Annotated in this window: 19 protein-coding genes; 17 read left to right on the forward strand and 2 right to left on the reverse strand. The window is 73.5% G+C overall.

The window, feature by feature from the left end; genetic code table 11:
- The 6 genes from Q0994_RS26505 (at position 1) to Q0994_RS26530 (ending at position 8,055) form a co-directional block, all read left to right on the forward strand.
- A complete protein-coding gene (locus Q0994_RS26505; RefSeq protein WP_299539139.1) occupies positions 1 to 1,371 on the forward strand; it encodes a hypothetical protein in 1,371 nt (456 codons plus the stop codon).
- Positions 1,368 to 3,113: a carbamoyltransferase C-terminal domain-containing protein gene (locus tag Q0994_RS26510; RefSeq protein WP_299539142.1), complete on the forward strand. Its 1,746-nt coding sequence runs from the start codon at positions 1,368 to 1,370 to the stop codon at positions 3,111 to 3,113. Before Q0994_RS26505 ends, Q0994_RS26510 begins: the two co-directional genes overlap by 4 nt.
- Positions 3,110 to 4,219, forward strand: coding sequence for a 1-aminocyclopropane-1-carboxylate deaminase/D-cysteine desulfhydrase (locus Q0994_RS26515; RefSeq protein ID WP_299539145.1), 1,110 nt, complete (start codon positions 3,110 to 3,112; stop codon positions 4,217 to 4,219). The genes Q0994_RS26510 and Q0994_RS26515 overlap by 4 nt, the downstream gene beginning before the upstream one ends.
- Positions 4,216 to 6,081: a hypothetical protein gene (locus Q0994_RS26520; protein ID WP_299539147.1), complete on the forward strand. Its 1,866-nt coding sequence runs from the start codon at positions 4,216 to 4,218 to the stop codon at positions 6,079 to 6,081. The genes Q0994_RS26515 and Q0994_RS26520 overlap by 4 nt, the downstream gene beginning before the upstream one ends.
- A 65-nt stretch (positions 6,082 to 6,146) precedes the next feature.
- Positions 6,147 to 7,484 carry a lysine N(6)-hydroxylase/L-ornithine N(5)-oxygenase family protein gene (locus tag Q0994_RS26525; RefSeq protein WP_299539150.1) on the forward strand — a complete coding sequence of 446 codons (1,338 nt, stop codon included), beginning with the start codon at positions 6,147 to 6,149 and terminating at the stop codon, positions 7,482 to 7,484.
- Entirely contained in the window at positions 7,477 to 8,055 is a 579-nt protein-coding gene (locus Q0994_RS26530; protein ID WP_299539152.1) for a GNAT family N-acetyltransferase, read from the forward strand. Before Q0994_RS26525 ends, Q0994_RS26530 begins: the two co-directional genes overlap by 8 nt.
- A gap of 161 nt (positions 8,056 to 8,216) precedes the next feature.
- Here Q0994_RS26530 and Q0994_RS26535 read toward each other — a convergent pair whose 3' ends face one another.
- A complete protein-coding gene (locus Q0994_RS26535; protein WP_299539154.1) occupies positions 8,217 to 9,155 on the reverse strand; it encodes a LysR family transcriptional regulator in 939 nt (312 codons plus the stop codon).
- Positions 9,156 to 9,415: 260 nt separating this feature from the next.
- Here Q0994_RS26535 and Q0994_RS34190 point away from each other — a divergent pair, with 260 nt between their 5' ends.
- From Q0994_RS34190 to Q0994_RS26585, 11 genes are all read left to right on the forward strand, one after another.
- Positions 9,416 to 9,520 carry a putative leader peptide gene (locus Q0994_RS34190; protein WP_363325580.1) on the forward strand — a complete coding sequence of 35 codons (105 nt, stop codon included), beginning with the start codon at positions 9,416 to 9,418 and terminating at the stop codon, positions 9,518 to 9,520.
- A gap of 466 nt (positions 9,521 to 9,986) precedes the next feature.
- Positions 9,987 to 10,553, forward strand: a complete 567-nt coding sequence (gene ssuE / locus Q0994_RS26540; protein WP_299539156.1) for an NADPH-dependent FMN reductase — start codon at positions 9,987 to 9,989, stop codon at positions 10,551 to 10,553.
- A gap of 148 nt (positions 10,554 to 10,701) precedes the next feature.
- Positions 10,702 to 11,940: an SfnB family sulfur acquisition oxidoreductase gene (locus Q0994_RS26545; RefSeq protein ID WP_299539159.1), complete on the forward strand. Its 1,239-nt coding sequence runs from the start codon at positions 10,702 to 10,704 to the stop codon at positions 11,938 to 11,940.
- Between the two features lie 55 nt (positions 11,941 to 11,995).
- A complete protein-coding gene (locus tag Q0994_RS26550; protein ID WP_299539161.1) occupies positions 11,996 to 13,144 on the forward strand; it encodes an LLM class flavin-dependent oxidoreductase in 1,149 nt (382 codons plus the stop codon).
- 214 nt (positions 13,145 to 13,358) lie between these two features.
- Positions 13,359 to 13,805, forward strand: a complete 447-nt coding sequence (locus Q0994_RS26555) for an ABC transporter permease (RefSeq protein WP_299539163.1) — start codon at positions 13,359 to 13,361, stop codon at positions 13,803 to 13,805.
- 455 nt (positions 13,806 to 14,260) lie between these two features.
- On the forward strand, positions 14,261 to 14,401 hold the full coding sequence (locus Q0994_RS26560) for a hypothetical protein (RefSeq protein WP_299539165.1): 141 nt from the start codon (positions 14,261 to 14,263) through the stop codon (positions 14,399 to 14,401).
- 151 nt (positions 14,402 to 14,552) lie between these two features.
- Complete coding sequence (locus Q0994_RS26565) at positions 14,553 to 15,584, forward strand: amino acid ABC transporter permease (protein WP_299539168.1); 1,032 nt, start codon at positions 14,553 to 14,555, stop codon at positions 15,582 to 15,584.
- Positions 15,581 to 16,435: an amino acid ABC transporter ATP-binding protein gene (locus Q0994_RS26570; protein ID WP_299539170.1), complete on the forward strand. Its 855-nt coding sequence runs from the start codon at positions 15,581 to 15,583 to the stop codon at positions 16,433 to 16,435. The genes Q0994_RS26565 and Q0994_RS26570 overlap by 4 nt, the downstream gene beginning before the upstream one ends.
- A gap of 75 nt (positions 16,436 to 16,510) precedes the next feature.
- Positions 16,511 to 17,536, forward strand: a complete 1,026-nt coding sequence (locus tag Q0994_RS26575; RefSeq protein WP_299539172.1) for a transporter substrate-binding domain-containing protein — start codon at positions 16,511 to 16,513, stop codon at positions 17,534 to 17,536.
- Between the two features lie 74 nt (positions 17,537 to 17,610).
- Positions 17,611 to 18,714, forward strand: a complete 1,104-nt coding sequence (locus Q0994_RS26580; RefSeq protein WP_299539174.1) for an FAD-dependent oxidoreductase — start codon at positions 17,611 to 17,613, stop codon at positions 18,712 to 18,714.
- Between the two features lie 93 nt (positions 18,715 to 18,807).
- A complete protein-coding gene (locus Q0994_RS26585) occupies positions 18,808 to 19,632 on the forward strand; it encodes a GNAT family N-acetyltransferase (RefSeq protein ID WP_299539176.1) in 825 nt (274 codons plus the stop codon).
- Positions 19,633 to 19,707: 75 nt separating this feature from the next.
- Here the strand turns inward: Q0994_RS26585 and manD are convergent, their stop codons facing one another.
- Entirely contained in the window at positions 19,708 to 20,922 is a 1,215-nt protein-coding gene (gene manD, locus Q0994_RS26590; RefSeq protein WP_299539178.1) for a D-mannonate dehydratase ManD, read from the reverse strand.
- Positions 20,923 to 20,924: the final 2 nt, after the last annotated feature.

Genomic DNA, 20,924 nt, shown 5'->3' on the forward strand with positions numbered 1-20,924 from the left:
GTGGACCTCCCCCCGGTTCCGGCCGGTGCTCCCGCTCTGCTGCCCCGGCTGCTCGACGCCGGCTCCTGGTTCGGACGGCGGTTGGCGGACGCCTGGGACGTTCCGTTGCGCTCCTATCTGCGCTCGCTGATCCCGCCCGAGCGGCCGTCCGGCTCGGCCGGTCCCTGGCTCTCCCTGCTCGCGGAGGCGGTGGCCCGCGACGCGGACGGCGGACCGGAGGCGGCCGACACTCTGCTGCGCCGTCCGGTGATCCAGCAGAGCGATCACGCGAACCTGCTGCTGGACCGGGAGACCTGCCTCAACAACGTGCTCTTCCACCGGGCGGCCGCCGACGCCGGGCTCCCCGTGGCGATCAACAGCCAGTGCACGACCGTCGTCTGCCTGTCCCGGCGGGTCCCGCCCACCGGGCCGGTCTTCCTCGGCGTCGCGGGCGGCAGGTACGACGTGTTCGGCCGCTCCAGGAACGAGTACCGCCGCTCGAACTTCTGCGCGCTGCGCGGGCCGGTGGAGATCGTGCTTCGTCCGACGGGGCCCACCGCGCTGCCGCCGTCCCTGGCCGCACGCTTCGTCGGCCGGGTCTTTCCCGACGCCCCGACGGCGTACCGGGTGTGCAACACCGAGCTGTGGTCCGGCTTCGGGACCGACCGGGGAGTGCGGCGCGTGCAGCTGGACGAGGCGACGACGGCCGAGGCACTGGCCCTGCACGTGGAGCATCCCGGCTCCCCGGTGCGGCGGCTGCTCTTCGACCCTCCGGTCCGGTCCGCCTTCCTCGCCGTGAAGCGGGAGATCGTGGCCTCGCCGGACAACCTGGTCGTCAACCGGGCCGCGCCGGACTGGTTCTGGCTGCGCAGGGGCTCACGTCTGGTGGCACTCGTCCGCACGGAGGGCGGTTACGTGAGCGAGCACGACGGTTCGCCGGCCCCGCTGGACCTGGAGGATCCGGCGGTGGTCGCCGCCGCGCTGCGCGCGGGCGACCTGCACGGGGACCGCGTCCTGGCCTATCTGGTCCGTTCGATGCTGCCGGGCGCGGTCGCCGTGGGGGGCTCGGTGCAGCAGGACTACACGGCCGCCTACCGGACCATGCTGGCGAGAACCCAGGAACTGACCCCTTTCCTCGACGCCGGGGAACTGGCCACCGTCCTCGATCCGGACCTGAGTCGGCTCGGCGGCGCTCCCCTGCTGGAGCCGCCTCCGGCGGAGCACGCCGACTGGGACCGTCTCGGCGTCGGGGCGGACCCGGCTGAGCTCGTCGCACCGTGGCTGGAACGAACGGTGGGCGCGGCGGTCGGCGGCCTGGACTGCGCCTGGTTCTACGACGGCAACCTCCGCGCGGCCCAGCGGCGTCGCGTGATCCAAGGAGCGAACTCTTGATCATCGGTATGAACAGCTACTTCGAGCACCCGTCGATCGCGGTGCTGGACCAGGACGAGATCCTCTTCGCGGTCGAGGACGAACGGTTCACCGGCATCAAGCACGGCCGGACGTACAGCCCTTATCAGACCTACCTTCCGGTCGCGTCGCTCTACCACGGGCTCGCCGCGGTGGACGCCACGGTCGACGACATCGACGAGATCGGCTACTCCTACCACCGGTGGACACACCTGCGGAGCCTGACGGGTTGTTTCACCGGCAAACGCGTCTCCGGTTTCCGTGAGGAGCTGACCGCCTTCTTCAGCCTCGTCAATCTGCGCCAGGCCATGCGCAGCGGTTACGACATTCCGCGCCGTTACCGGGACCGTGTCTTCCCGGAGAAGCTGGCCAAGATCCCCTTCCGCGAATACCACCACCATCTCGCGCACGCGTCCTCGGCGTTCCACTGCTCCGACTTCGAGGAGGCGCTCGTCGTCGTGGCCGACGGCGCGGGCGAGCGGTCGGCCACCTCCGTCTACCGGGGCCGGGGCGGTGCCCTCGAACGCATCGGCGGAGTGGACCTGCCGAACTCGCTGGGGATCTTCTACTCGATGCTCACCGCCCACCTGGGATTCGAGCCGTTCTCCGACGAGTTCAAGGTGATGGGCCTGGCGGCCTACGGCGAACCGGTCCATCAGGACGCCTGTGCCCGCATCCTCCGGCTGGGCCCCGCGGGCTCGTACGTCCTGGATCTGGCCGCGCTGCGCTCGCTCGGCGCTCTGCTCGGTCCCGCCCGCCGACCGGGCGAGCCGCTGACGCGGCGGCACCAGGACATCGCGCGGTCGGCGCAGGACCGGCTGACGGAGGCCCTGCACCATGTGGTCGGTCACTGGCTCCAGAACACCGGTCTGCGCAACGTGTGTCTGGCCGGCGGCACCTTCCTCAACTGCGTCGCCAACGGCAGCCTCGCCCGGGATCCCCGGATCGAGGGCATCTTCGTCCAGCCGGCCGCGCACGACGCCGGCACGGCCGTCGGCGCGGCGGCGCTCAGCGCGATCCGGCGCGGTGGCGGCCCGAAGATGACGTTCCGGTCGGCGGCGCTGGGCACCTCCCACACCTCGGCGGCCTGCGAAAAGGCGTGCGCCGACGCGGACGTGCCCCATGTGCGGCTGAAGGAGGAGGCCATGCTCGACGCGGTCGCCCGTCGGCTGGCGGCGGGCGAGGTCGTCGGAGTCTTCCGGGGCCGCATGGAGTTCGGGCCCCGTGCACTGGGCATGCGCAGTCTGCTGGCCTCCCCCGTCGACCCGACGATGCGTGACCGGCTGAACCGCATCAAGGGACGGGAGGATTTCCGGCCGGTCGCCCCCATCGTCCTGCGGGAGCACTTCGACACGTACTTCGACGGGCAGCCCAACCGGTACATGCTGTTCACCACGCGCGCGCTGGAGCGGACGGTACGGGACGCGCCGAGCGCGGTGCACGTGGACGGGACCGCCCGGGTGCAGTGCGTGCAGGAGGACGAGGATCCCTGGCTGCACGCGCTGATCACCCGTTTCGCCGAGCTGACCGGCCTGCCGATGGTCATCAACACCTCGCTCAATGTCCGTGGCAAACCCATCGTCGAGTCGCCCTTCGAGGCGCTCGCCTGCCTGGGGTCCACCGCGATGAACCTGCTGGTCCTGGAGGACGTGCTGGCCGGGCCCGCAGCCGTCGCCGCCGCACGGCCGGCGGTCCACGGCACGATGCCGGAGGAGGCGGTATGACGAACTTTCCCACCACGGTCGCCGCCCTCTTCCCGGGCGCCGGGCTCACCGCTGCCGACGGGGAGATCCGGGTGCCGTCGCCCCTGGACCCGGCGCCCTCGCTCGGCTCCGTGCTGGGGGTCGACCTGTGGGTGAAGCGGGAGGACCGTCTCGACGACCTCGGGTGCGGGCACAAGGTCCGCAAACTGGCCCACGTGGTCGCCCACGCGCGGGCCGGCGGGGCGACCGCCCTGGTGACCACCGCCAGCGTGCCCTCCAGCCAGGCGGTCATGGTCGCCGCCGGCGCCGCCCGGGCCGGGCTGCGGGCCCACGTCGTCTACTGCGGTGACGTGCAGGAACGGCCGCGCTCCGCAGCGGGCAACTACCTCCTGGTGGGACTCCTCGGCGCGGACGTCACCTGGCACGAGCACACCGCCTGGGACCGCTGGCCCGAGCTGCTGGCCGACGTCGTGGCCCGTCTGCGGGACGAGGGCGAGATCCCGTATGCCGTACCGCCGGGCGTGACGGACTGGCCCGGTCTGCTCGGCAGCGTCGAGCTGGGGCTCGAACTGGCGGCCCAACTGCCCGCGGACGGTCGGACGACCCACGTCCTGACGGCCGCGGGATCCGGGGGCACGGCCTACGGGATCGCGATCGTGGCGGCCCTGCTGGACCTGCCCTGGCAGGTGCACGGCATCTGTCTCGGCACGGGGCCCGCGGGGGTCCTGGCGGAGATGGACCGGCAGCACGCGGACGGCGAGAAGGCGCTGGGCACGGCGCTGCCCGGGCCGGAGCGGGTCCGTCTGCACGACGGGGCGCGCGGCGGGGGCTACGACCGCTGGGGGCGGGCGGAGGTGACGGAGATCCGGCGCTGGCTCACGCACCAGCAGACCCTGCTCGACCCGACGTACACGGCGAAGACGGCCGTGGGCCTGACCCAGCTCGTCGCCGGCGGCACCGTGCCCCGAGGGGCACGGGCCGTCTTCGTGCACACCGGCGGGAGCTTCCGGACGCTGCAAGGCGCGCCCGCCCTCGACGCGGAACTCGGCAACCTGGTCCGCGGGCCCGCGCCAGGTTTCCGGACCCCCGCCGCCGTGCCCGAGACGAACGAGGAGTCACCTGCATGAAGAACCTGACCGACACCATGCCCGTCCAGGTCTACGCGGACCCGTCCGAGGCGGTCGAACGGTCCGCGCGGTGGCGGCCGGGCGACCCCTTCCCCCTGCCGGCGGGCCCCGCGCTGGACCGCTTCAGCCGGCTGGTGGGCGAGCTGCCCGCGGTGGAGGTGACGCCGCGCACGGGCACCGTCGTGTCCACCGGGGGCCCCGTCTCGCGCGCGGCAGGGCGGCTGCTGGCCGTGGCGACCGGGCGCCCGCACCTGCACGTCGACCCGGCCGGGCTCGCCTCGGCCGTGGCCGGGACGGGCCCGGTCGCCCTGGTGGGGCTGGCGTCCGACCTCGCCCGCGTGGGCGACTGGCCTGCGGCGGGCAATCCCCGGGTGGGCGTGCTGACCGGACGTACGCCGGCCTCCCTGCTGTGCCTGGTCTACCGGACCCTCGTGCCGGAGGCCGGCGCGCGGGACGGGACGTTCGTGGTGTCGAATCCCTTCCATCAGGACGAGTTGGACGCCGACGCGGTCGAGAAGGCCGAGATGGACCGGCTGTTCACCGAACGGAACCGACTGGTCGTCTACCACCTGCACGGGCGGGAATGCAGTGCGGGGATGCCGGACGCGGTGATCTGCGGGCGGTCGGACGACGGTGTGGGCCCCCCGGCGCCGCTGCCGGACGGCTTCAGGATCCCGTCGTGCCTGCGGGGCGAGGGGTGCTACCGCCGTGATCTTGCCGAGGAGCAGCGCGTCAGGGCCATGGACCTGAACGCCGTCCTCGTCTTCTCCCAGAGCTGCTCGACGGTCGCGGTCGGCGCTTCCGCCTTCCCCCCCGAGGTGTCGCTCGGCACGGGGTTCCTGGAGGGGACGACCGTGGCGGTCATCGGGGGCATGGGCTCGCACATGGCGGAACCGGGGCTGGAACGGGAGGTGCTCGACGGGGTGGCCGCGGGGCTGCCGCTGGGCGACATCGTGGCCCGGTTGAACGCCGGGGAGCGGGGGCACCGGGGCGGCATGGCGGCCTTCGGGCTGCTCGGCGACCCCGGCCTGGTGCTGACGCCTCCGGCCGGACCGCAGACGCCGCAGCCGTCCCGCGCGCCGGCCGGCTCCGGCGCGGACGAGGAAGCGGCGCTGGAGACCCTGCGCCACCTGTCCGATGTCGTTCTCCCGAGGTGCGAGCGGTTGCCCTGGCTGGAACTGGACGGCGCGCAGGAGGAGTTCCTCGCCCTGCGTCGGCGTATCCGGGAGGTGGCCTATCGTCCCGACGCCGCGGACGCGGCCGCGCGGGCCGCGCTCCTGGCCGACGAGGTGGCCGAGGCGCAGCACCATCTGATCCGGCGGGCGGCCGCCTCGGCGCAGCGTGAGGGAGCCGACTTCCTCGGCGACTCGTCCCCGCTGTTCGACCAGGAGGCGCGGGAGGAGATCCACTGCGTCGGCTGCGACCGGCCGCGTGCCTTCCGGATCAAGCTGCGGCACCGGGTGGAGCGGGGCCTGACCGTCCTCACCGAGCAGTGCAGGCGCTGCGGAGACCTGCACTGGTCCACCGCCGAGTCGCCCGAGACGGCTCCCCGCATCCTCGGCCCGGTGGACTTCCCCGCCGACAGGCGGACCGCCGCGGTGCTGACCCGGGACATCGTCAACCCCGGGCCGCACACCGTGCGGGGCGCGGTGGGGTTCGCGTTCCAGACCAAGGACGAGCCGGTCCTGCCCTCGTGGGTGAGCGAACCGGTCGAGATCCCCGCGGGCGGGGTGTACCGGTTCCGGATTCCGCTGGATCTGCCGGCCTTTGCGACGGTGCGGCCCGACCCCCACACCGGGCAGGTGATGGCGTTGCTCGACGGCGTCTGCCTTCTCTCGCCCGCGGTGATGAATCTCGCCTGACGCACACGGGCGACGGGCGAGCGACAGGCGCCGACGCCTCGACCGGCACCGAGGAGGTAGCAGAAGTGGCAGAGGAATTCCCCGGAGGAACCGACGTGCTCGACGTCGTGGGCATCGGTTTCGGCCCGTCGAACCTGGCACTGGCGATCGCTCTGGCCGAGCACAACGCCGCCGTGCCCGAGGCCGACCGGGTCTCGGCACAGTTCTACGAGAAGCAGGCCGCGTTCGGCTGGCACCGCGGCATGCTCCTGGACGACACCACCATGCAGGTGTCCCATCTGAAAGACCTGGTCACCCTCAGGAACCCGACCAGCCGATTCACTTTCCTGGCCTATCTGCACGACCGCGGGAGACTCGCCGATTTCATCAACCACAAGATCATTTTCCCTTCACGTGTCGAGTTCCACGACTACCTGGAATGGGCCGCGGCCGCTTTCCAGAAGGAGGTGGCGTACGGAACCGAGGCCGTCGACGTGCGACCGGTCGAGCAGAACGGTGAAGTCGGCCACTTCGAGGTGACGGCTCACAGCGGGGCGTTGCCGTCGAAGCCGTTCGTGCAGCGGGCCCGCAACGTCGTCGTGGCGTGCGGACTGCGCCCGCACCTGCCCGGGGGCGCGACACTGTCGGACCGGATATGGCACACCGGCGAACTCCTCGACCGGCTCGGGCGGCTGCCCTCGCCCCGGCCGCGCAGCTTCACGGTGGTGGGCGCGGGGCAGAGCGGCGCGGAAGCGGTCGCGCATCTGCACCACGCGTTTCCCGGGGCGGACGTCCACGCCGTGTTCAGCGGTTACGGCTACTCCCCCGCCGACGACAGCTCCTTCGTGAACCGCGTCTTCGACCCGGGGGCCGTCGACCTCTTCCACGGGGCTCCCGAGGACGTCAAGCGGATGATGCTCGACCGCCACCGCAGCACCAACTACTCGGTGGTCGACCTCGACCTCATCGACGAGCTGTACCGCCGCGTCTACCAGGAGAAGGTACGCGGCCACGAACGGCTGCACGTGCACGGGCTCACCCGACTCGTGGAGGCGCGCACCACCGGGGACTCGGTGCGGGTGACCGTGGAGTTCCTGGCGACCGGCGAACGTCGGCTGCTGGACACGGACGTCCTCGTCCACGCGACGGGATACCGGCCGGCGGACCCGCGCGAAGTGCTGCCCGGACTCGCGCCGCATCTGCTCACCGACGAGCACGACCGGGTCCGGGTGAGGCGTGACTACCGCGTCGAGACGGGTCTGCGCGGCCCCGCCGCGGTGTATCTCCAGGGAGCCACCGAACACAGTCACGGCCTCGGCTCCAGCCTGCTCAGCAACACGGCGGTGCGGGCCGGCGAGATCGGCCGGGCCATCACGGGAGGCGGCTCCCGCGACGCCGGCCCGCGAAAGGGCGCCCATGCCTGACACTCTTCTCGACGCGAGACTGGACGTACGGCCTCCGTGGTCCGCCACGCTCCTCACCGGCGCGGCGGGGGAGGGCGAACTGCTGTCGACCCGGATGCGGCAGGACTATCTGGTGCGCACCTGGGGGCGGGTGTGGCCGGCCGAGCGCTGGACCGAGCACTTCGTCCGGGCCGCCGCCGGGGGCACCAACCGGCCCTTCCTCGTCAGGTACGAGGACCGGCTGTTCGCCTACGTGGAGGTGTACCTGCTCACCGACTCGGTACTGGCTCCGCACGGCGACTGGGGTGCGCACGACCTGGGATTCCACATAGCCGTGATCGATCCGGCGCTCACCCGCCGCGGGCTCGGCACGCGCTTCGTCCAGGACCTCACCGCGGCCCTGTTCCGCCAGTCGCCCGCCACCTCCCAGATCGTCACCGAGCCCGACATCGCGAACACCTCCATCTGCAAGACACTGGAGCGCTCCGACTTCCGGCTCGTCCGCCCGGTCCGCCTCGCGGACAAGACCGCGGCCCTGATGCGCTGCCCCCGCCCGGCGTCGGGCGGGATGCCCGCCGGCACCGGGCCGTGAACGTTCCATGGCCGGTTTCGGGTGTCTCCGGCCCCTGCCTCCGACGCCCCCTCCGAAGGCCGTGAACCCCGCTGCGCGCCGTGGACCCCGTTGCACCCGTCGGGCCGTCGCGCGGGACGGACGCGCGCGGGCGTGTCCGTCCCCCGCCGGGCTCACGGCTCTCACGCGTCGCCGCCCGCCGGGGCGTGCTCCGTCCGCGTGCGGGTGTGCAGGGCGGCCTGTTCGACCAGTGCGGCGCGCAGTTCGCGGGCCGCTCGCGGGAAGGAGCCGCTGCGGGGGCGCTGGACCACGACCAGGACGCGCGTGGCGGTGTCCGAGAGAGAGCGGCAGGTGAGCAGTCCGGCCCGCTCCAGCGGATCGCCCTCGACGCTGAAGTCGGGGAGCACGGTGACGCCGAGGCCCTCGGCGACCATCAGCTTCCCGACCTCCGCGCCGTCCGTCGCGTACGAGAAGGACGGGGTGCGGCCCTCCAGCAGACGGTGCGTGTACCGGTGCATCACGTATCCGGCGCGCATGGCGATCACCGGCTCGGTCAGCAGCTCGGCCGGTGTGACGACGTCCAGCGCGGCGAGCGGGCTGTCCGGGCGCATGCAGACGACCGGGCGACCGCGCAGCAGCTCGGTGGTCTCCATGTCCGGCGGAGTGTCGTCGCCCTGGAGGTAGTTGACGAGTCCGAGGTCGAACGCGCCTTCCCGCAGGCCGCGGTGGATGTCCTCCTGCTGGGTGCCCACCACCTCCACCTGGGTGGCCGGATGGGCGGCGCGGAACTGCCGCATGGCGGGCATCAGCAGCGGCACGGTCGCCGCGTTGACCGTGCCGACGCGGACCGTCCGGCTGCTGTGGTGCTGGTCGTGCGCGGCGCGACGCAGCCGGTCCACCGATTCCAGCACCTCGACGATGTGGGGCAGCAGCTCGCGGCCCTGCTCGCTGAGCCGGGCCCCCGAGCGGCGGCGGTCCAACAGGTCGACGCCGAGCTCGCGTTCGAGGTTGCGCACGGTCTCGCTCAACGCGGGCTGGGAGAGGTGGAGATCGACGGCCGCACGCCGGAGCGAACCGGTTCGCGTCACCGCCGCGATGCATTCCAGCTGTTCGATGCGCATGCCGTCCTCCTCGGTGCCGGACCGCCGACGGCGGGCGGGGCGCGGGCCGGTCGGCGGGCCAGGTGAAAGGGGGACCCTATCAATGGTTCGCCGATACCGACTCCCACCTCCGGGCCGGGGGCCGGTAGGCTCCCTGACGGAACGGCGGGGCGCGGCCTGCGGGCCACCCGTCGGCTCCCCGGAGGTGACCGGGCCGCTCGCGCGGCGCGGGCGCCCGGTGTCATCCGTGCCGACGGCACGCTCCTACCGGATCGGTGAGCATGGACAAGCGAGTGGAACTCACGCGGCGACGCCACGTCGACCTCGCGCGCGTCTCCAGCTCGGCCTGTCGCCCCGGCCCCAGCTGCCCCGGCGGACTCAGCTGACCCGAGCGCGGTAGCTCCCCCGCACGCCCCACCGGTCCCTCCCGACCCACCGGGTGCCCTGTCGAGGCGTGCGCGCACCATGTCCCCCACCGCCCGCGCACGGTTCCGCCCCCTGCGTCCCCGCGCACGCGTGCGACCGGTCGCGCCGCACGCGTGCGCGGACCGCCTCCCGCCCCCGCGGGGACGGGAGGCGGGGACGCCGGGCTCGTCGCCTTCCCCCCTTCTGCCACGTACGCGCCACAGGTGCACAGGTTTCCCGATCGCCGGGTGACCGGCATCGCGGTGTCCGTGCCGTCCGTGCCGTCCGTGCCGTCCGCAACGCGGCTCCCGGCCGTCCGGCCGGGGTGCCGCGGTGCGCCGGCACGGATCGCGCCGCACGCGGTCCGTCGGCAACCCGGTGCGTACGCCGTCCGTCCCGCCATCCGCCCGTGCGGTCCCCCGACCGCGCCCGTTCCACGGAGTTCCCATGGCCGTCGTCCTGTCGCTGTCCGGAAGCCCGTCCGCCGCCTCGCGCACCTCCCGGCTGCTGCGCCACCTCGACGCACGGCTGGAGGCGAACCGGCACGAGGTCGTCCCGCTGAACGTGCGGGACCTTCCCGCGGAGGCGCTGCTGGGAGCGGACCCGGGTCACCCGGCGATCGCCCGCGTCGCCGGGCTGGTCGCGCGGGCCGACGGGATCGTCGTCGGCACGCCCGTCTACAAGGCCGCGTACGCGGGGATCCTCAAGGCCCTGCTGGACCTGCTGCCGCAGTACGCGCTGGCCGGCAAGACGGTGCTGCCGCTGGCCACCGGCGGATCGACCGCGCACGTGCTGGCGGTGGACTACGCCCTGCGCCCGGTGCTGAGTTCGATGGGCGCGGCCCACATCACCCAGGGCTGGTTCGTCCTCGACAAGGAGATCGGATCGGGTCCGGACGGACGGGTCACGCTGCCCGCCGCGACGGCCGCCACCCTGGACGAGCTGGTGGACCGCTTCTCCGCGTCGCTGACCGCCACCACCGCCGTGCCACGGCCCCTCCACGTCGCGGGCTGACCGCCTCCCCCGCCCGGCCCTTCCCCCGTTCCCCGTTCCCTCGTTCCCCGTTCCAGCAGAACGCTTCCGCTCCCGTAGCCGCAGAACGCCCCTGTTCCCGTACCCGCAGAACGCCCCCTTCCGCCCCGTCTCTCCCCCGGAGCCCGCCATGACGTCCGCCGCCCCGCCCCACCCGGACCCCGCCGACGGCACGGTCCCCCCGCCGGCCGCCCATCTCGTCCACGACGACGCCGAAGCCCTCGCCCTGGCGGAGGAGTTGGCCGACCGGTTCCGGCCCGGCGCCGCCGGGCGCGACGCGCGGCGGGAACTTCCGCGCGCCGAACTGGACGCGTTGTCGGCCTCCGGGCTGCTCGCGGTGTCCGTTCCGGCCGCCTACGGCGGGGCGGGCGTGCGGCACACCACGCTCGCCCGGGTGTTCCGCACCCTGGCGTCCGCCGACGCGAGCCTCGCGCAGATACCGCAGAGCCACTTCGTGTACGTCAACGTGCTGCGCGCCCGGGGCACCGAGGAGCAGCGCCGCTTCTTCTTCGGGGAGGTCCTCGCCGGCCGCCGCTTCGGCAACGCGCAGTCCGAGGCGGGCACCAAGCACGTCCAGGACATCCGCACCCGGCTGTTGGTCCGCGACGACGGCTCGTTCGTGCTGGACGGGGTGAAGCAGTACTCCACCGGCGCGCTCTACGCCCACTGGATCCCGGTGCTCGCCAAGGGCGACGACGAGGAGTTGTACGTGGCGTACGTGCCGCACGACGCGCCCGGTGTGTCCGTGGTGGACGACTGGGACGGCATGGGGCAGCGCACCACGGCCAGCGGAACCGTGCGGCTGACCGGTGTCGTGGTGCCGGCCGACCGGGTGGTCCCGCACCATCTGACCTTCAGAGGACCGCAGTTGCACGGCGCGGTGGCCCAGTTGCTGCACGCGGCGATCGACGCCGGCATCGCGGCGGGGGCGCTGGAGGAGGCCGCCGGGTTCGTGCGGACCACGAGCCGCCCGTGGTTCGAGAGCGGCGTCGAGCGGGCGGTGGACGATCCGCTGCTCGTCCAGCGGTTCGGCGAACTCTCCCTGCGCGTACGGTCGGCGGACGCCCTGCTGGCGGAGGCGGCACGCGCCGTGGACCGGGCGGAAGCGGATCTGACCGACGACACCGCGGCCGAGGCCTCGCTCGCGGTCGCCGCGGCGAAGGTGGTCGCCGCCGAGGCCGCGGTGGAGACGGGCTCGGCGCTCTTCGAGGTGGCGGGCACCCGGGCGGCCCTCGACTCCCTGAACCTGCACCGGCACTGGCGCGACGCGCGTACCCACACCCTGCACGACCCGGCCCGCTGGAAGGTGCAGCATCTCGGCCGCTGGGCGCTCAGCCGGATCCGTCCGCCGCGCCACGGCCTGCTCTGACACGCGCCGCCTCCCGCGCCCACCCCCGTACCCCTCCGCAGAAGGACGCCTTCCCATGAATCTCACCTTCCACTGGTTCCTGCCGACCAACGGAGACAGCCGCCACGTGGTCGGCGGCGGTCACGGCACCCCGGTGACCGCCGCCGGCGGGGACCGGCCCCCGACCGTCCGCTACCTCAGCCAGATAGCGAGCGCCGCCGAGCAGTTGGGCTTCGTCGGGGCGCTCACGCCCACCGGCGCCTGGTGCGAGGACGCCTGGCTGACCACCGCGCTGGTCAGCGAGAACACCGAGCGGCTGAAGTTCCTGGTGGCGTTCCGCCCGGGTTTCGTCTCGCCGACGCTGGCCGCCCAGATGGCCTCCACCTACCAGCGCCTCACGCACGACCGGCTGCTGCTGAACATCGTCACCGGCGGCGAGAGCCACGAGCAGCGCGCCTACGGCGACTTCCTGGACAAGGAGGGCCGGTACGCGCGGACCGGCGAGTTCCTGCAGATCGTGCGGGAGCTGTGGCAGGGCGGGACGGTCGACTTCACCGGTGAGCATCTGCGGGTGGAACAGGCGCGGTTGGCCCGGGTGCCGGACCCGGCGCCGGAGATCTACTTCGGCGGTTCGTCGCCGGCCGCCGGCAGGGTCGCCGCCCGACACAGCGACGTGTATCTGACCTGGGGCGAGCCGCCCGCCGCGGTGGCCGAGAAGATCGCCTGGATCAGAGGGCTCGCAGCGGCCGAGGGGCGCACCGTCCGCTTCGGCATCCGTCTCCACGTCATCACCCGGGACACCGCCGACCAGGCGTGGGCGGAGGCCCGGCGGCTGCTGGACGGCTTCGACGAGGCGACCGTCCGGTCGGTCCAGGAAGGGCTCGCGCGCAGCGAGTCCGAGGGGCAGCGGCGGATGCTCGCGCTGCACGGCGGCGGCCGGGACGGGCTGGAGATCCACCCCAATCTGTGGGCGGGCATCGGTCTGGTGCGCGGTGGGGCGGGCACCGCGCTGGTCGGTTCGCACGAGGAGGTCGCCGACCGGATCGAGGAGTACCGGGCGGTCGGCATCGAGGAGTTCGTGCTCTCCGGCTACCCGCACCTGGAGGAGGCGTACTGGTTCGGTGAGGGCGTCCTGCCGGTGCTGGAGCGGCGCGGTCTGTGGAAGCACCCGTTCGGCAGCGGGGCCGCGCCGTCGTCCCTGGTGCCGTTCGCGGGCCGGTCGTGACGGCCGCGGGCGCGCCCGCCGTGGCGGGTGCCGGGCCGGGGGCGGACGCCTCCCCCTCCGCGCCCACCCCGGCCGCGGCGGCGGACCGCGCGGCCGGCCTGCGCCGGGGCGCGGCGCGGGCGGGCCTGGGGCTGCTGGTGCCGGCCGCCCTGCTGGTCGGCTGGCACGTGGCGGCGCACTCGGGTGCGTACGCGCCGAGTCAGCTGCCGGAGCAGTGCCGTCGCTGGCCTGGGTGCCGCTGCTGCTGCTCTGGCTGGGCATCGGCGAGACGCCGAAGATCACCCTGGTCGCGGTCGGCGCGTTCTTCCCGGTGTACACGACGGTGTCGGCCGCGCTGGACCACGCGGACCCCGGCCTGCGCGAACTCGGACACGCCTACGGGCGCCGGGGCGCCGCGCTGCTGGCCCGGGTGCTGATCCCGGCGGCCGCCCCGTCCGTGCTCTCGGGGCTGCGGCTCGGGCTCGCCCAGGGATGGCTGTTCCTGGTGGCGGCCGAACTGATCGCCTCGTCGATGGGGCTCGGCTTCCTGCTGATCGACAGTCAGAACACCGGGCGCACGGACATCCTGCTGCCGGCGATCGTGCTGCTGGCCGTGCTGGGCAAGGCCACCGACGCCCTGCTGGGGCTCGTGGAGAGCGCCGTGGCCCGGCGGTGGAACTGACGGGCCCGGCTCCGGCCCACCGGCCCCCGCCCGTCCTGCCCGGGGCGGGCGGGGGCCGGGCCGTTCCCCGTCCTCGCATGCGTCCGTCATATGTACCGCCGTAACGCACATATGAAGGGCGTACGAAATGACCAGCCGTTCCCGAGGGATCGGCGCGGGGTCCACGCACGCGGCCCGTTTCCGCCCTCCCCGGCGAACACCCAGGTCACAGGCGCGCCGGGCGCCGTCTCCCCGGAGCCTCGCGGACTTCCGGTGACCGAACAGGAACGCGTACGGGCCCCGTTGACGCGTCCGCACACACGTGCCTTACTTGCGCCGGACCGGTCCGGCGCCAGAGCCGGCAGGTCCACGGCGACGAACCCGTGCGCCGTCGGGGCGCGTTCCGCGAGGACGTCCGTACAGCAGAGGGAACCAGGGTGACCGGCAACGTGGGCGCGGCGAGGAGGAGCGAGGTCGTGTCCGTCCGTCGTTCCGCTCCGGCGGCCTCGTCCGGCCGCGTCGCCCTGCGCCACACCGGTCCGCTGTCGGGCGGCGCGGGCTCCCCCACCGGGTGTACGGGCGGGCTTCCGGCCCGCGTCCCGGCCACCGGACGCTGAGCCGGAGGGCCGGCCCCGGCACCGGGGTCGCCGTCCCGCAGGCCCGCGCCTTCCGCTCCACCCTCCCACCCCGAGCCACCGGGGCCTTCCGACCGGGCACGACCGCGCCGGTATCCGCCGCCCGGCACCGCCCCCGCACGCTGGAGTTCCCATGCCCGAGACGTCCGTGCCCACGGACGAGCCGGCCACCACCGGCTCCTCCTCCGCACCGCCCGGTCCACCGGCCGGTCCCCCGCCGCCCTCCCTCACGTCGAAGGCGCGCGATCCCCGCCTCGACGCCGAGCGGGTGCTGCCGCTGCGCCATCCCGGCCGGTGGGTGCTGACGGCCGTGGTCCTGGTCGTGGTGGCGCAGATCATCCACGGGCTGGTGTCCAACCCCTTCTACCAGTGGGACCGGTTCTGGTACTGGTTCTTCCGGCCTGTGGTGCTGGACGGCCTGCTCATCACCCTGGAAGTCGCCGCCCTCAGCGCGGTGTTCGGGCTGCTGGGCGGGGTGGTGCTGGCCCTCGGACGGCTCTCCCCCAACGCGGTGCTCCGGTCGGTCTCCTGGGTCTACATCTGGCTCTTCCGGTCGGTCCCGCTGATCGTGGTGCTGCTCTTCCTCTACAACTTCTCCGCCCTCTACCAGACGTTGAGCGTCGGGGTGCCGTTCGGCCCGGCGTTCTTCCACTTCGACGAGTCGCGGCTGGCCACCGACATGGTGGTCGCGGTCGTCGGCCTGAGCCTCAACGAGGCGGCCTACGCCGCCGAGGTGGTCCGCTCCGGGGTGCTCTCGGTGGACCAGGGCCAGCACGAGGCGGCCGCCTCGCTCGGCCTGACGCGCCGCTACCACTTCACCCGGATCGTCTTCCCGCAGGCGCTGCGCGTGATCGTGCCCTCCTACGTCAACCAGCTCATCGGCCTGGTCAAGGGCACCTCGCTGGTCTTCTACGTGTCGCTGCTCGACCTGTTCGGGACCGTGCAGTCGCTCGGCTCCACCTACTCGGGCGACATCGTGCCGCTGCTGCTGGTGGCGACCACCTGGTACATCGTGCTGACCAGCGTCATCTCGGTGATCCAGTTCTACGTGGAGCGGTACTACTCGCGCGGCGCGCTGCGCACCGTTCCGCCCACCCCGCTGCAGAGGTTCCGGGCCGGCGTCCGCACGCTGCGCGCCCGCATCGCGATCGGATCAGCCGCATGAGCGCCACCACGGAGACCACCGCCGGCGCCTCCCCGGTCGCCGCAGTACCCGCCGCCGAGGAGTCCGCCGCCGGACCGGAGCCCCGCCCCGAGCCGGTGGGCGTCGAGATCCACCACGCGCACAAGTGGTTCGGCGAACACCTCGTGCTGGACGGCATCGACCTGACGGTCGCCCCGGGCTCCGTCACCGTCGTCCTCGGGCCGTCCGGCTCGGGGAAGTCGACGCTGCTGCGGGCCGTGAACCACCTGGAGAAGCTGGACATCGGCCACGTCAGCGTCGGCGGCGAACCCATCGGCGTACGCCACCACCGGGGCCGGCTCAAGGAACTGGGCGAGCGGGCGATCCGGGCCCAGCGCGCCCGGATCGGCTTCGTCTTCCAGAACTTCAACCTGTTCCCGAACCTGACCGTGCTGGACAACGTGGCCGCCGCGCCGACCGCGTCCGGCCGCACGGACCGGGCGGGCGGCCGGGCACTGGCCCGGACACTGCTGGAGCGGGTGGGTCTCGCCGACAAGGCGGACGCCTACCCCCGGCAGCTCTCCGGGGGCCAGCAGCAGCGGGTGGCGATCGCCCGCGCGCTCGCGCTGGAGCCCGGCGTCATCCTCTTCGACGAGCCCACCTCGGCGCTCGACCCGGAACTGGTCGGGGAGGTGTTGGCCGTCATCAGGGAACTGGCGACCGGCGGCACCACCCTGATCGTGGTCACCCACGAGATCGGCTTCGCCCGCGAGGTCGCCGACCAGGTCGTCTTCCTCGACCGGGGGCGCGTCGTGGAACAGGGGCCGCCCGGGCAGGTCCTCGACCACCCGCGCGAGGCCCGCACCAGGGAGTTCCTCGGCAAGGTCCTCTGACCCTCCCCGTACCCCGCACCTCCCGCGCACCGCTCCCCTCCCCTTGCCCACCCTCACCCACCCAAGGAATCCACCATGCCCCGCCGCAGATCAGCTCTCTCCCTCGCCGCAGCCACCCTCACCGTCCTGGCCCTGACCGCCGGCCTCACCTCCTGCGGGGAGGAGGGCGGCGCGGACGGCGCGGCCGCCCCGGCGGGCGCGGTCGCCGACGGATCGGTGGTGATCGGCGCGGTGTCCAACGGAGCCGCGAAGGAGACGACGGTCAAGGTCGACGAGGTGGCCTCGATCCGGGCCAAGCTCCCCGAGTCCGTCGTCGAGGACGGCAAGCTGACCATCGGGCTCGGCATGCTGCCCTCCGGTTCGCCGCCGCTGGGCTACGTCGGCGACGACCAGAAGACGGTGACCGGTTCGGAGCCCGATCTCGGCCGGCTGGTGGCCGCCGTCTTCGGCCTGGAGCCCGAGATCAAGAACGCCACCTGGGAGAACCTCTTCGTCGGACTCGACAGCGGCCGCACCGAGGCCGGGCTGTCCAACATCACCGACACCGAGGAGCGGAAGAAGAAGTACGAGTTCGCCTGCTACCGCGAGGACAACCTGGGCTTCGAGGTCGTCAAGGACTCCGACTGGAACTTCGACGGGACCTACCAGAGCCTCGCCGGGAAGACCGTGGCGGTGGGCGCGGGGACCAACCAGGAGAAGATCCTGCTGGAGTGGAAGGAGAAGCTGGAGGCCGACGGCGAGAAGCTGACGGTGAAGTACTACCAGGAGTCCAACAGCACCTATCTCGCGCTGAGTTCGAAGAAGATCGACGCCTACTTCGGACCCAACCCCAACGTCGCCTACCACATCACCCAGGCCGCTTCGACGCCGCGCGCCACCCGCAGCGCCGGGACGTTCTCCGGGGCCGGCGCCTCGCTGCAGGGTCTCATCTGCGCCACCGCGAAGAAGGACAGCGGGCTGGCCGAGCCCCTCGCCGAGGCGATCAATCACCTGATCGACCATGGACAGTACGCGAAGTGGCTGGACGCCTGGAACCTGGCGGACGAGGCGGTCAAGACGGCGGAGGTGAACCCTCCGGGTCTCCCGCTGACCAATTCGTGACACCGGACGGTCGCACCGGGCCCGCCCGCGCGTCAGCGCGCGGGCGGGCCCGGCCCAGGGAAGGACACACGCTCATGGCACTTCGGGTTCTCGTCGTCGGCGGCGGGCTGATGGGGGCGGCGGCGGCCTGGCGGCTGGCGGCGCGCGGTCACCGGGTCACCGTGCTGGAACGTTTCTCCCCCGGCCACGACCGGGGCAGCTCGTACGGCACCTCCCGGATCTTCCGACTGGCGTACCCGGAGCCCGCGTACACCGGGCTCGCGCTGCGGGCCCTGCCGCTGTGGCGGCTGCTGGAGGAGGAGTGCGGACAGCGGGTGCTGACGCTGACCGGGGCGGTCGACCACGGGTCGCCCGGAGCCGTGGACCGGCTGGCCGCGGTGCTCGCCGGAGCGGGCCGGTCCGCCCGGCGGCTGACCCCCGCCGAGGTGGCCGACCGGTGGCCGGGGCTGCGGGCCGACACGGCCGCGCTGTACCACCCGGAGGCCGGCCGGGTGCACGCCGACGACGCCGTGGCCGCGCTGCTGAAGGCGGCAGGGCAGCGGGGCGCCGAGGTGCGGCACGGGGTACGGGTGACCGGCGTGCGGCGCGACGGCGACGGGGTCACCGTGGTCACGGACGCCGAGGAGGCGCTGTGGGCGGACGCGGTCGTGGTCGCCGTGGGCGGCTGGGCGCCCACGTTCCTGCCGGACCTGGTGACCGGGCTGCCGCCGATGCGGGTCACCCAGGAGCAGCCGGTGCACTTCCCGGTCCCCGACGCGCTGGACTGGCCGTCCTTCATCCACCACCCGGGGGCCGGTTTCCACCAGCCGGGCGGCCTGTACGGGCTGGGCAGCGTGGAAGGCGTCAAGATCGGCCTGCACGGCGTCGGGCGGGCCGTGGACCCGGACCGCCGCGACCGCACCCCGGACCCGGCGGCGGTCGAGCGGCTCCGCGCCTACGCCGAGGAGTGGCTGCCCGGCGTGGCCGGCGTCGAGCCGGAGCCGCTCACCTGCCTCTACACCACGACGCCGGACGAGGACTTCGTGATCGACCGGCAGGGCCCGGTCACCGTGCTGGCGGGTTTCTCCGGGCACGGGTTCAAGTTCGGGCCCGCCGTCGGCGAGCTGGCGGCGGATCTGGTCGAGGGACGGCCGGGCGCCGCCCGGTTCGCCCTCGGCCGCGCGACGCCCGCGCGCTGAGTCGTCCGGCAGGCGCCCCCCACGGGGACGCCGGGCCGCGTTCCCCCCGGCACCGCACGTGAGGTGCGTGCCCGCACAGAGAAGAGACCCCCGATGTCGACGGACCTCCAGCCCCCGCTTCCGCTGCCCCGCCCCGCCGCCACCGCTCCGCCGGCGTCCGCGCCGCCCGGGACGGCCGCCGTGCCGGGCCCGGCGCCGGACCTGGTGCCGGACATCGGCCTCCTCCCTCATCCGGTCCTGGACAACCCCGCCTGGGCGGCGCTCTCCGGGCCGCACCGCGGGTTCGCCGAGATCGTGGGCCGCGCGGCGCGCTACCGCGCCGACGTCGCCCCGTTCGTGGCCCTGGGCGACCCGGACGACCCGCGCGCCTGGGACGATCTGGCGGAACTGCTGGGTCCGGGCGGGGTGACGGCGATCACCGGGGCCACGGCCGTCCCGGACCACTGGGAGACCGTGCAACAGGGCTCCGGGGTGCAGTTGCTCGCCACCTCGCTGCGGACCGCCGTCGACCGGGAGGCGGTCCGGCTGACCACCGCCGACGTCCCGGAGATGCTGGACCTGGTGAGCCGCACCAAGCCCGGCCCGTTCCTGCCGCGCACGGTCGAACTCGGTGCGTACTGGGGCATCCGACGCTCCGGCCGGCTGGTCGCGATGGCCGGGGAACGGCTGCGCCCGCCGGGGTACACGGAGATCAGCGCGGTCTGCACGGACGCCGGCCACCGGGGCGAGGGCCTCGCCACCCGCTTGGTGCGGCACGTCGCGGCGGGCATCGAGGACCGGGGCGACCAGCCGTTCCTGCACGCGGTGGCCGAGAACACCCGTGCCATCGCCCTCTACCGTTCGATCGGCTTCACGCTGCGCCGCCGCACGGTCTTCCCGGTCGTACGCGCCCCGGGCGGGGAGGCGGCCGGAGCGTGAGCGGCGTCGGAGCGATGAGCAGCGCCGGAGCCTGAGCGCGGCGGGGTGCACACCTCCGGGGCGGGGCGGCCGACGTCACCAGTCGTGGACGGTCCCGTCCTGGAGCCGGTTGACGGGCAGGTACGCCGCCTCGTAGGGGTGGGCGGCGGCCAGCTCCTCGTCGAGCTCCACCCCGATGCCGGGCGCCTCGCCGGGGTGCAGATGGCCGTCGGTGAAGGTGTAGGCGTGCCGGAACACCTCCTCGGTGAGGGGCTGATGGCCCGAGTACTCCTGGATGCCGAAGTTGTGGACCGCCAGGTCGAGGTGGATCGCGGCGGCCATCCCGACCGGGGAGATGTCCTCGGGGCCGTGCACGGCGCTCTTGATCTGGTACTGCGCGGCGAAGTCGAACAGCTTGCGCAGCGGCGTGACCCCGCCGAAGTGGGTGACGGCCGAGCGGACGTAGTCGATCAACTGCTCGGTGATCAGGGCCTGGTAGTCGTACACGGTGTTGAACACCTCGCCGACCGCGAGCGGGGTGGTGGTGCCGCGGCGCACCAGCCGCAGCGCCTCCTGGTTCTCGGCGGGCGTGCAGTCCTCCAGCCAGAACGGCCGGTACGGTTCCAGGTCCTTGCCGAGCCGGGCGGCCTGGACCGGGGTGAGCCGGTGGTGGGCGTCGTGCAGCAGCGGCAGTTCCGGTCCGAACTCGGCGCGCACCGCCTCGAACACGGTCGGCATGTGACGCAGGTAGGCGTCGGTGTCCCAGTCCTCGACCAGGGGGCGGGCCTGCTGGTGGGCGACGGCCGCGCCGGACGCGTCGGTGTCCGACACCCCGTACACCGCCTTGAGTCCGGGGATCCCGGTCTGGACGCGCACGGCGGGGTACCCCTCGGCCATCCGGGCGCGTACGGAGTCGAGGAGTTCGGGTATGTCCCGGCCGTTGGCGTGGCCGTAGGTCCGGACCCGGTCCCGGCTGGCGCCGCCGAGCAGCTGGTAGAGCGGGAGGCCGGCCGCCTTCGCCTTGATGTCCCAGAGTGCGACGTCGACGGCGGCGAGCGCCGCCATCGTCACCGGTCCGCGCCGCCAGTACGCGCCCCGGTAGAGCGACTGCCAGGTGTCCTCGATCCGGTGCGGGTCGAGTCCGACGAGCAGCGGCGCCACATGGTCGGTGAGGTAGCTGACGACGGCGAGTTCACGCCCGTTGAGGGTGGCGTCCCCGAGGCCGGTGAGGCCCTGGTCCGTGGTCACCTTGAGGGTGACGAAGTTGCGGCCGGGGCTGGTGACGACGACGCTCGCGTCGATGATCTTCATGG

The organism is uncultured Streptomyces sp., from assembly GCF_947488945.1.
Classification (GTDB): Bacteria; Actinomycetota; Actinomycetes; order Streptomycetales; family Streptomycetaceae; genus Streptomyces.

Bases quoted from the DNA above. Each gene is read 5' to 3' on its own strand.
- Q0994_RS26515 (WP_299539145.1), top strand. From the start codon at position 3,110: ATGACGAACTTTCCCACCACGGTCGCCGCCCTCTTCCCGGGCGCCGGG.
- Q0994_RS26520 (WP_299539147.1), top strand. From the start codon at position 4,216: ATGAAGAACCTGACCGACACCATGCCCGTCCAGGTCTACGCGGACCCG.
- Q0994_RS26530 (WP_299539152.1), top strand. From the start codon at position 7,477: ATGCCTGACACTCTTCTCGACGCGAGACTGGACGTACGGCCTCCGTGG.
- Q0994_RS26535 (WP_299539154.1), bottom strand. From the start codon at position 9,155: ATGCGCATCGAACAGCTGGAATGCATCGCGGCGGTGACGCGAACCGGT.
- Q0994_RS34190 (WP_363325580.1), top strand. From the start codon at position 9,416: ATGGACAAGCGAGTGGAACTCACGCGGCGACGCCACGTCGACCTCGCG.
- ssuE (WP_299539156.1), top strand. From the start codon at position 9,987: ATGGCCGTCGTCCTGTCGCTGTCCGGAAGCCCGTCCGCCGCCTCGCGC.
- Q0994_RS26545 (WP_299539159.1), top strand. From the start codon at position 10,702: ATGACGTCCGCCGCCCCGCCCCACCCGGACCCCGCCGACGGCACGGTC.
- Q0994_RS26550 (WP_299539161.1), top strand. From the start codon at position 11,996: ATGAATCTCACCTTCCACTGGTTCCTGCCGACCAACGGAGACAGCCGC.
- Q0994_RS26565 (WP_299539168.1), top strand. From the start codon at position 14,553: ATGCCCGAGACGTCCGTGCCCACGGACGAGCCGGCCACCACCGGCTCC.
- Q0994_RS26570 (WP_299539170.1), top strand. From the start codon at position 15,581: ATGAGCGCCACCACGGAGACCACCGCCGGCGCCTCCCCGGTCGCCGCA.
- Q0994_RS26575 (WP_299539172.1), top strand. From the start codon at position 16,511: ATGCCCCGCCGCAGATCAGCTCTCTCCCTCGCCGCAGCCACCCTCACC.
- Q0994_RS26580 (WP_299539174.1), top strand. From the start codon at position 17,611: ATGGCACTTCGGGTTCTCGTCGTCGGCGGCGGGCTGATGGGGGCGGCG.
- Q0994_RS26585 (WP_299539176.1), top strand. From the start codon at position 18,808: ATGTCGACGGACCTCCAGCCCCCGCTTCCGCTGCCCCGCCCCGCCGCC.
- manD (WP_299539178.1), bottom strand. From the start codon at position 20,922: ATGAAGATCATCGACGCGAGCGTCGTCGTCACCAGCCCCGGCCGCAAC.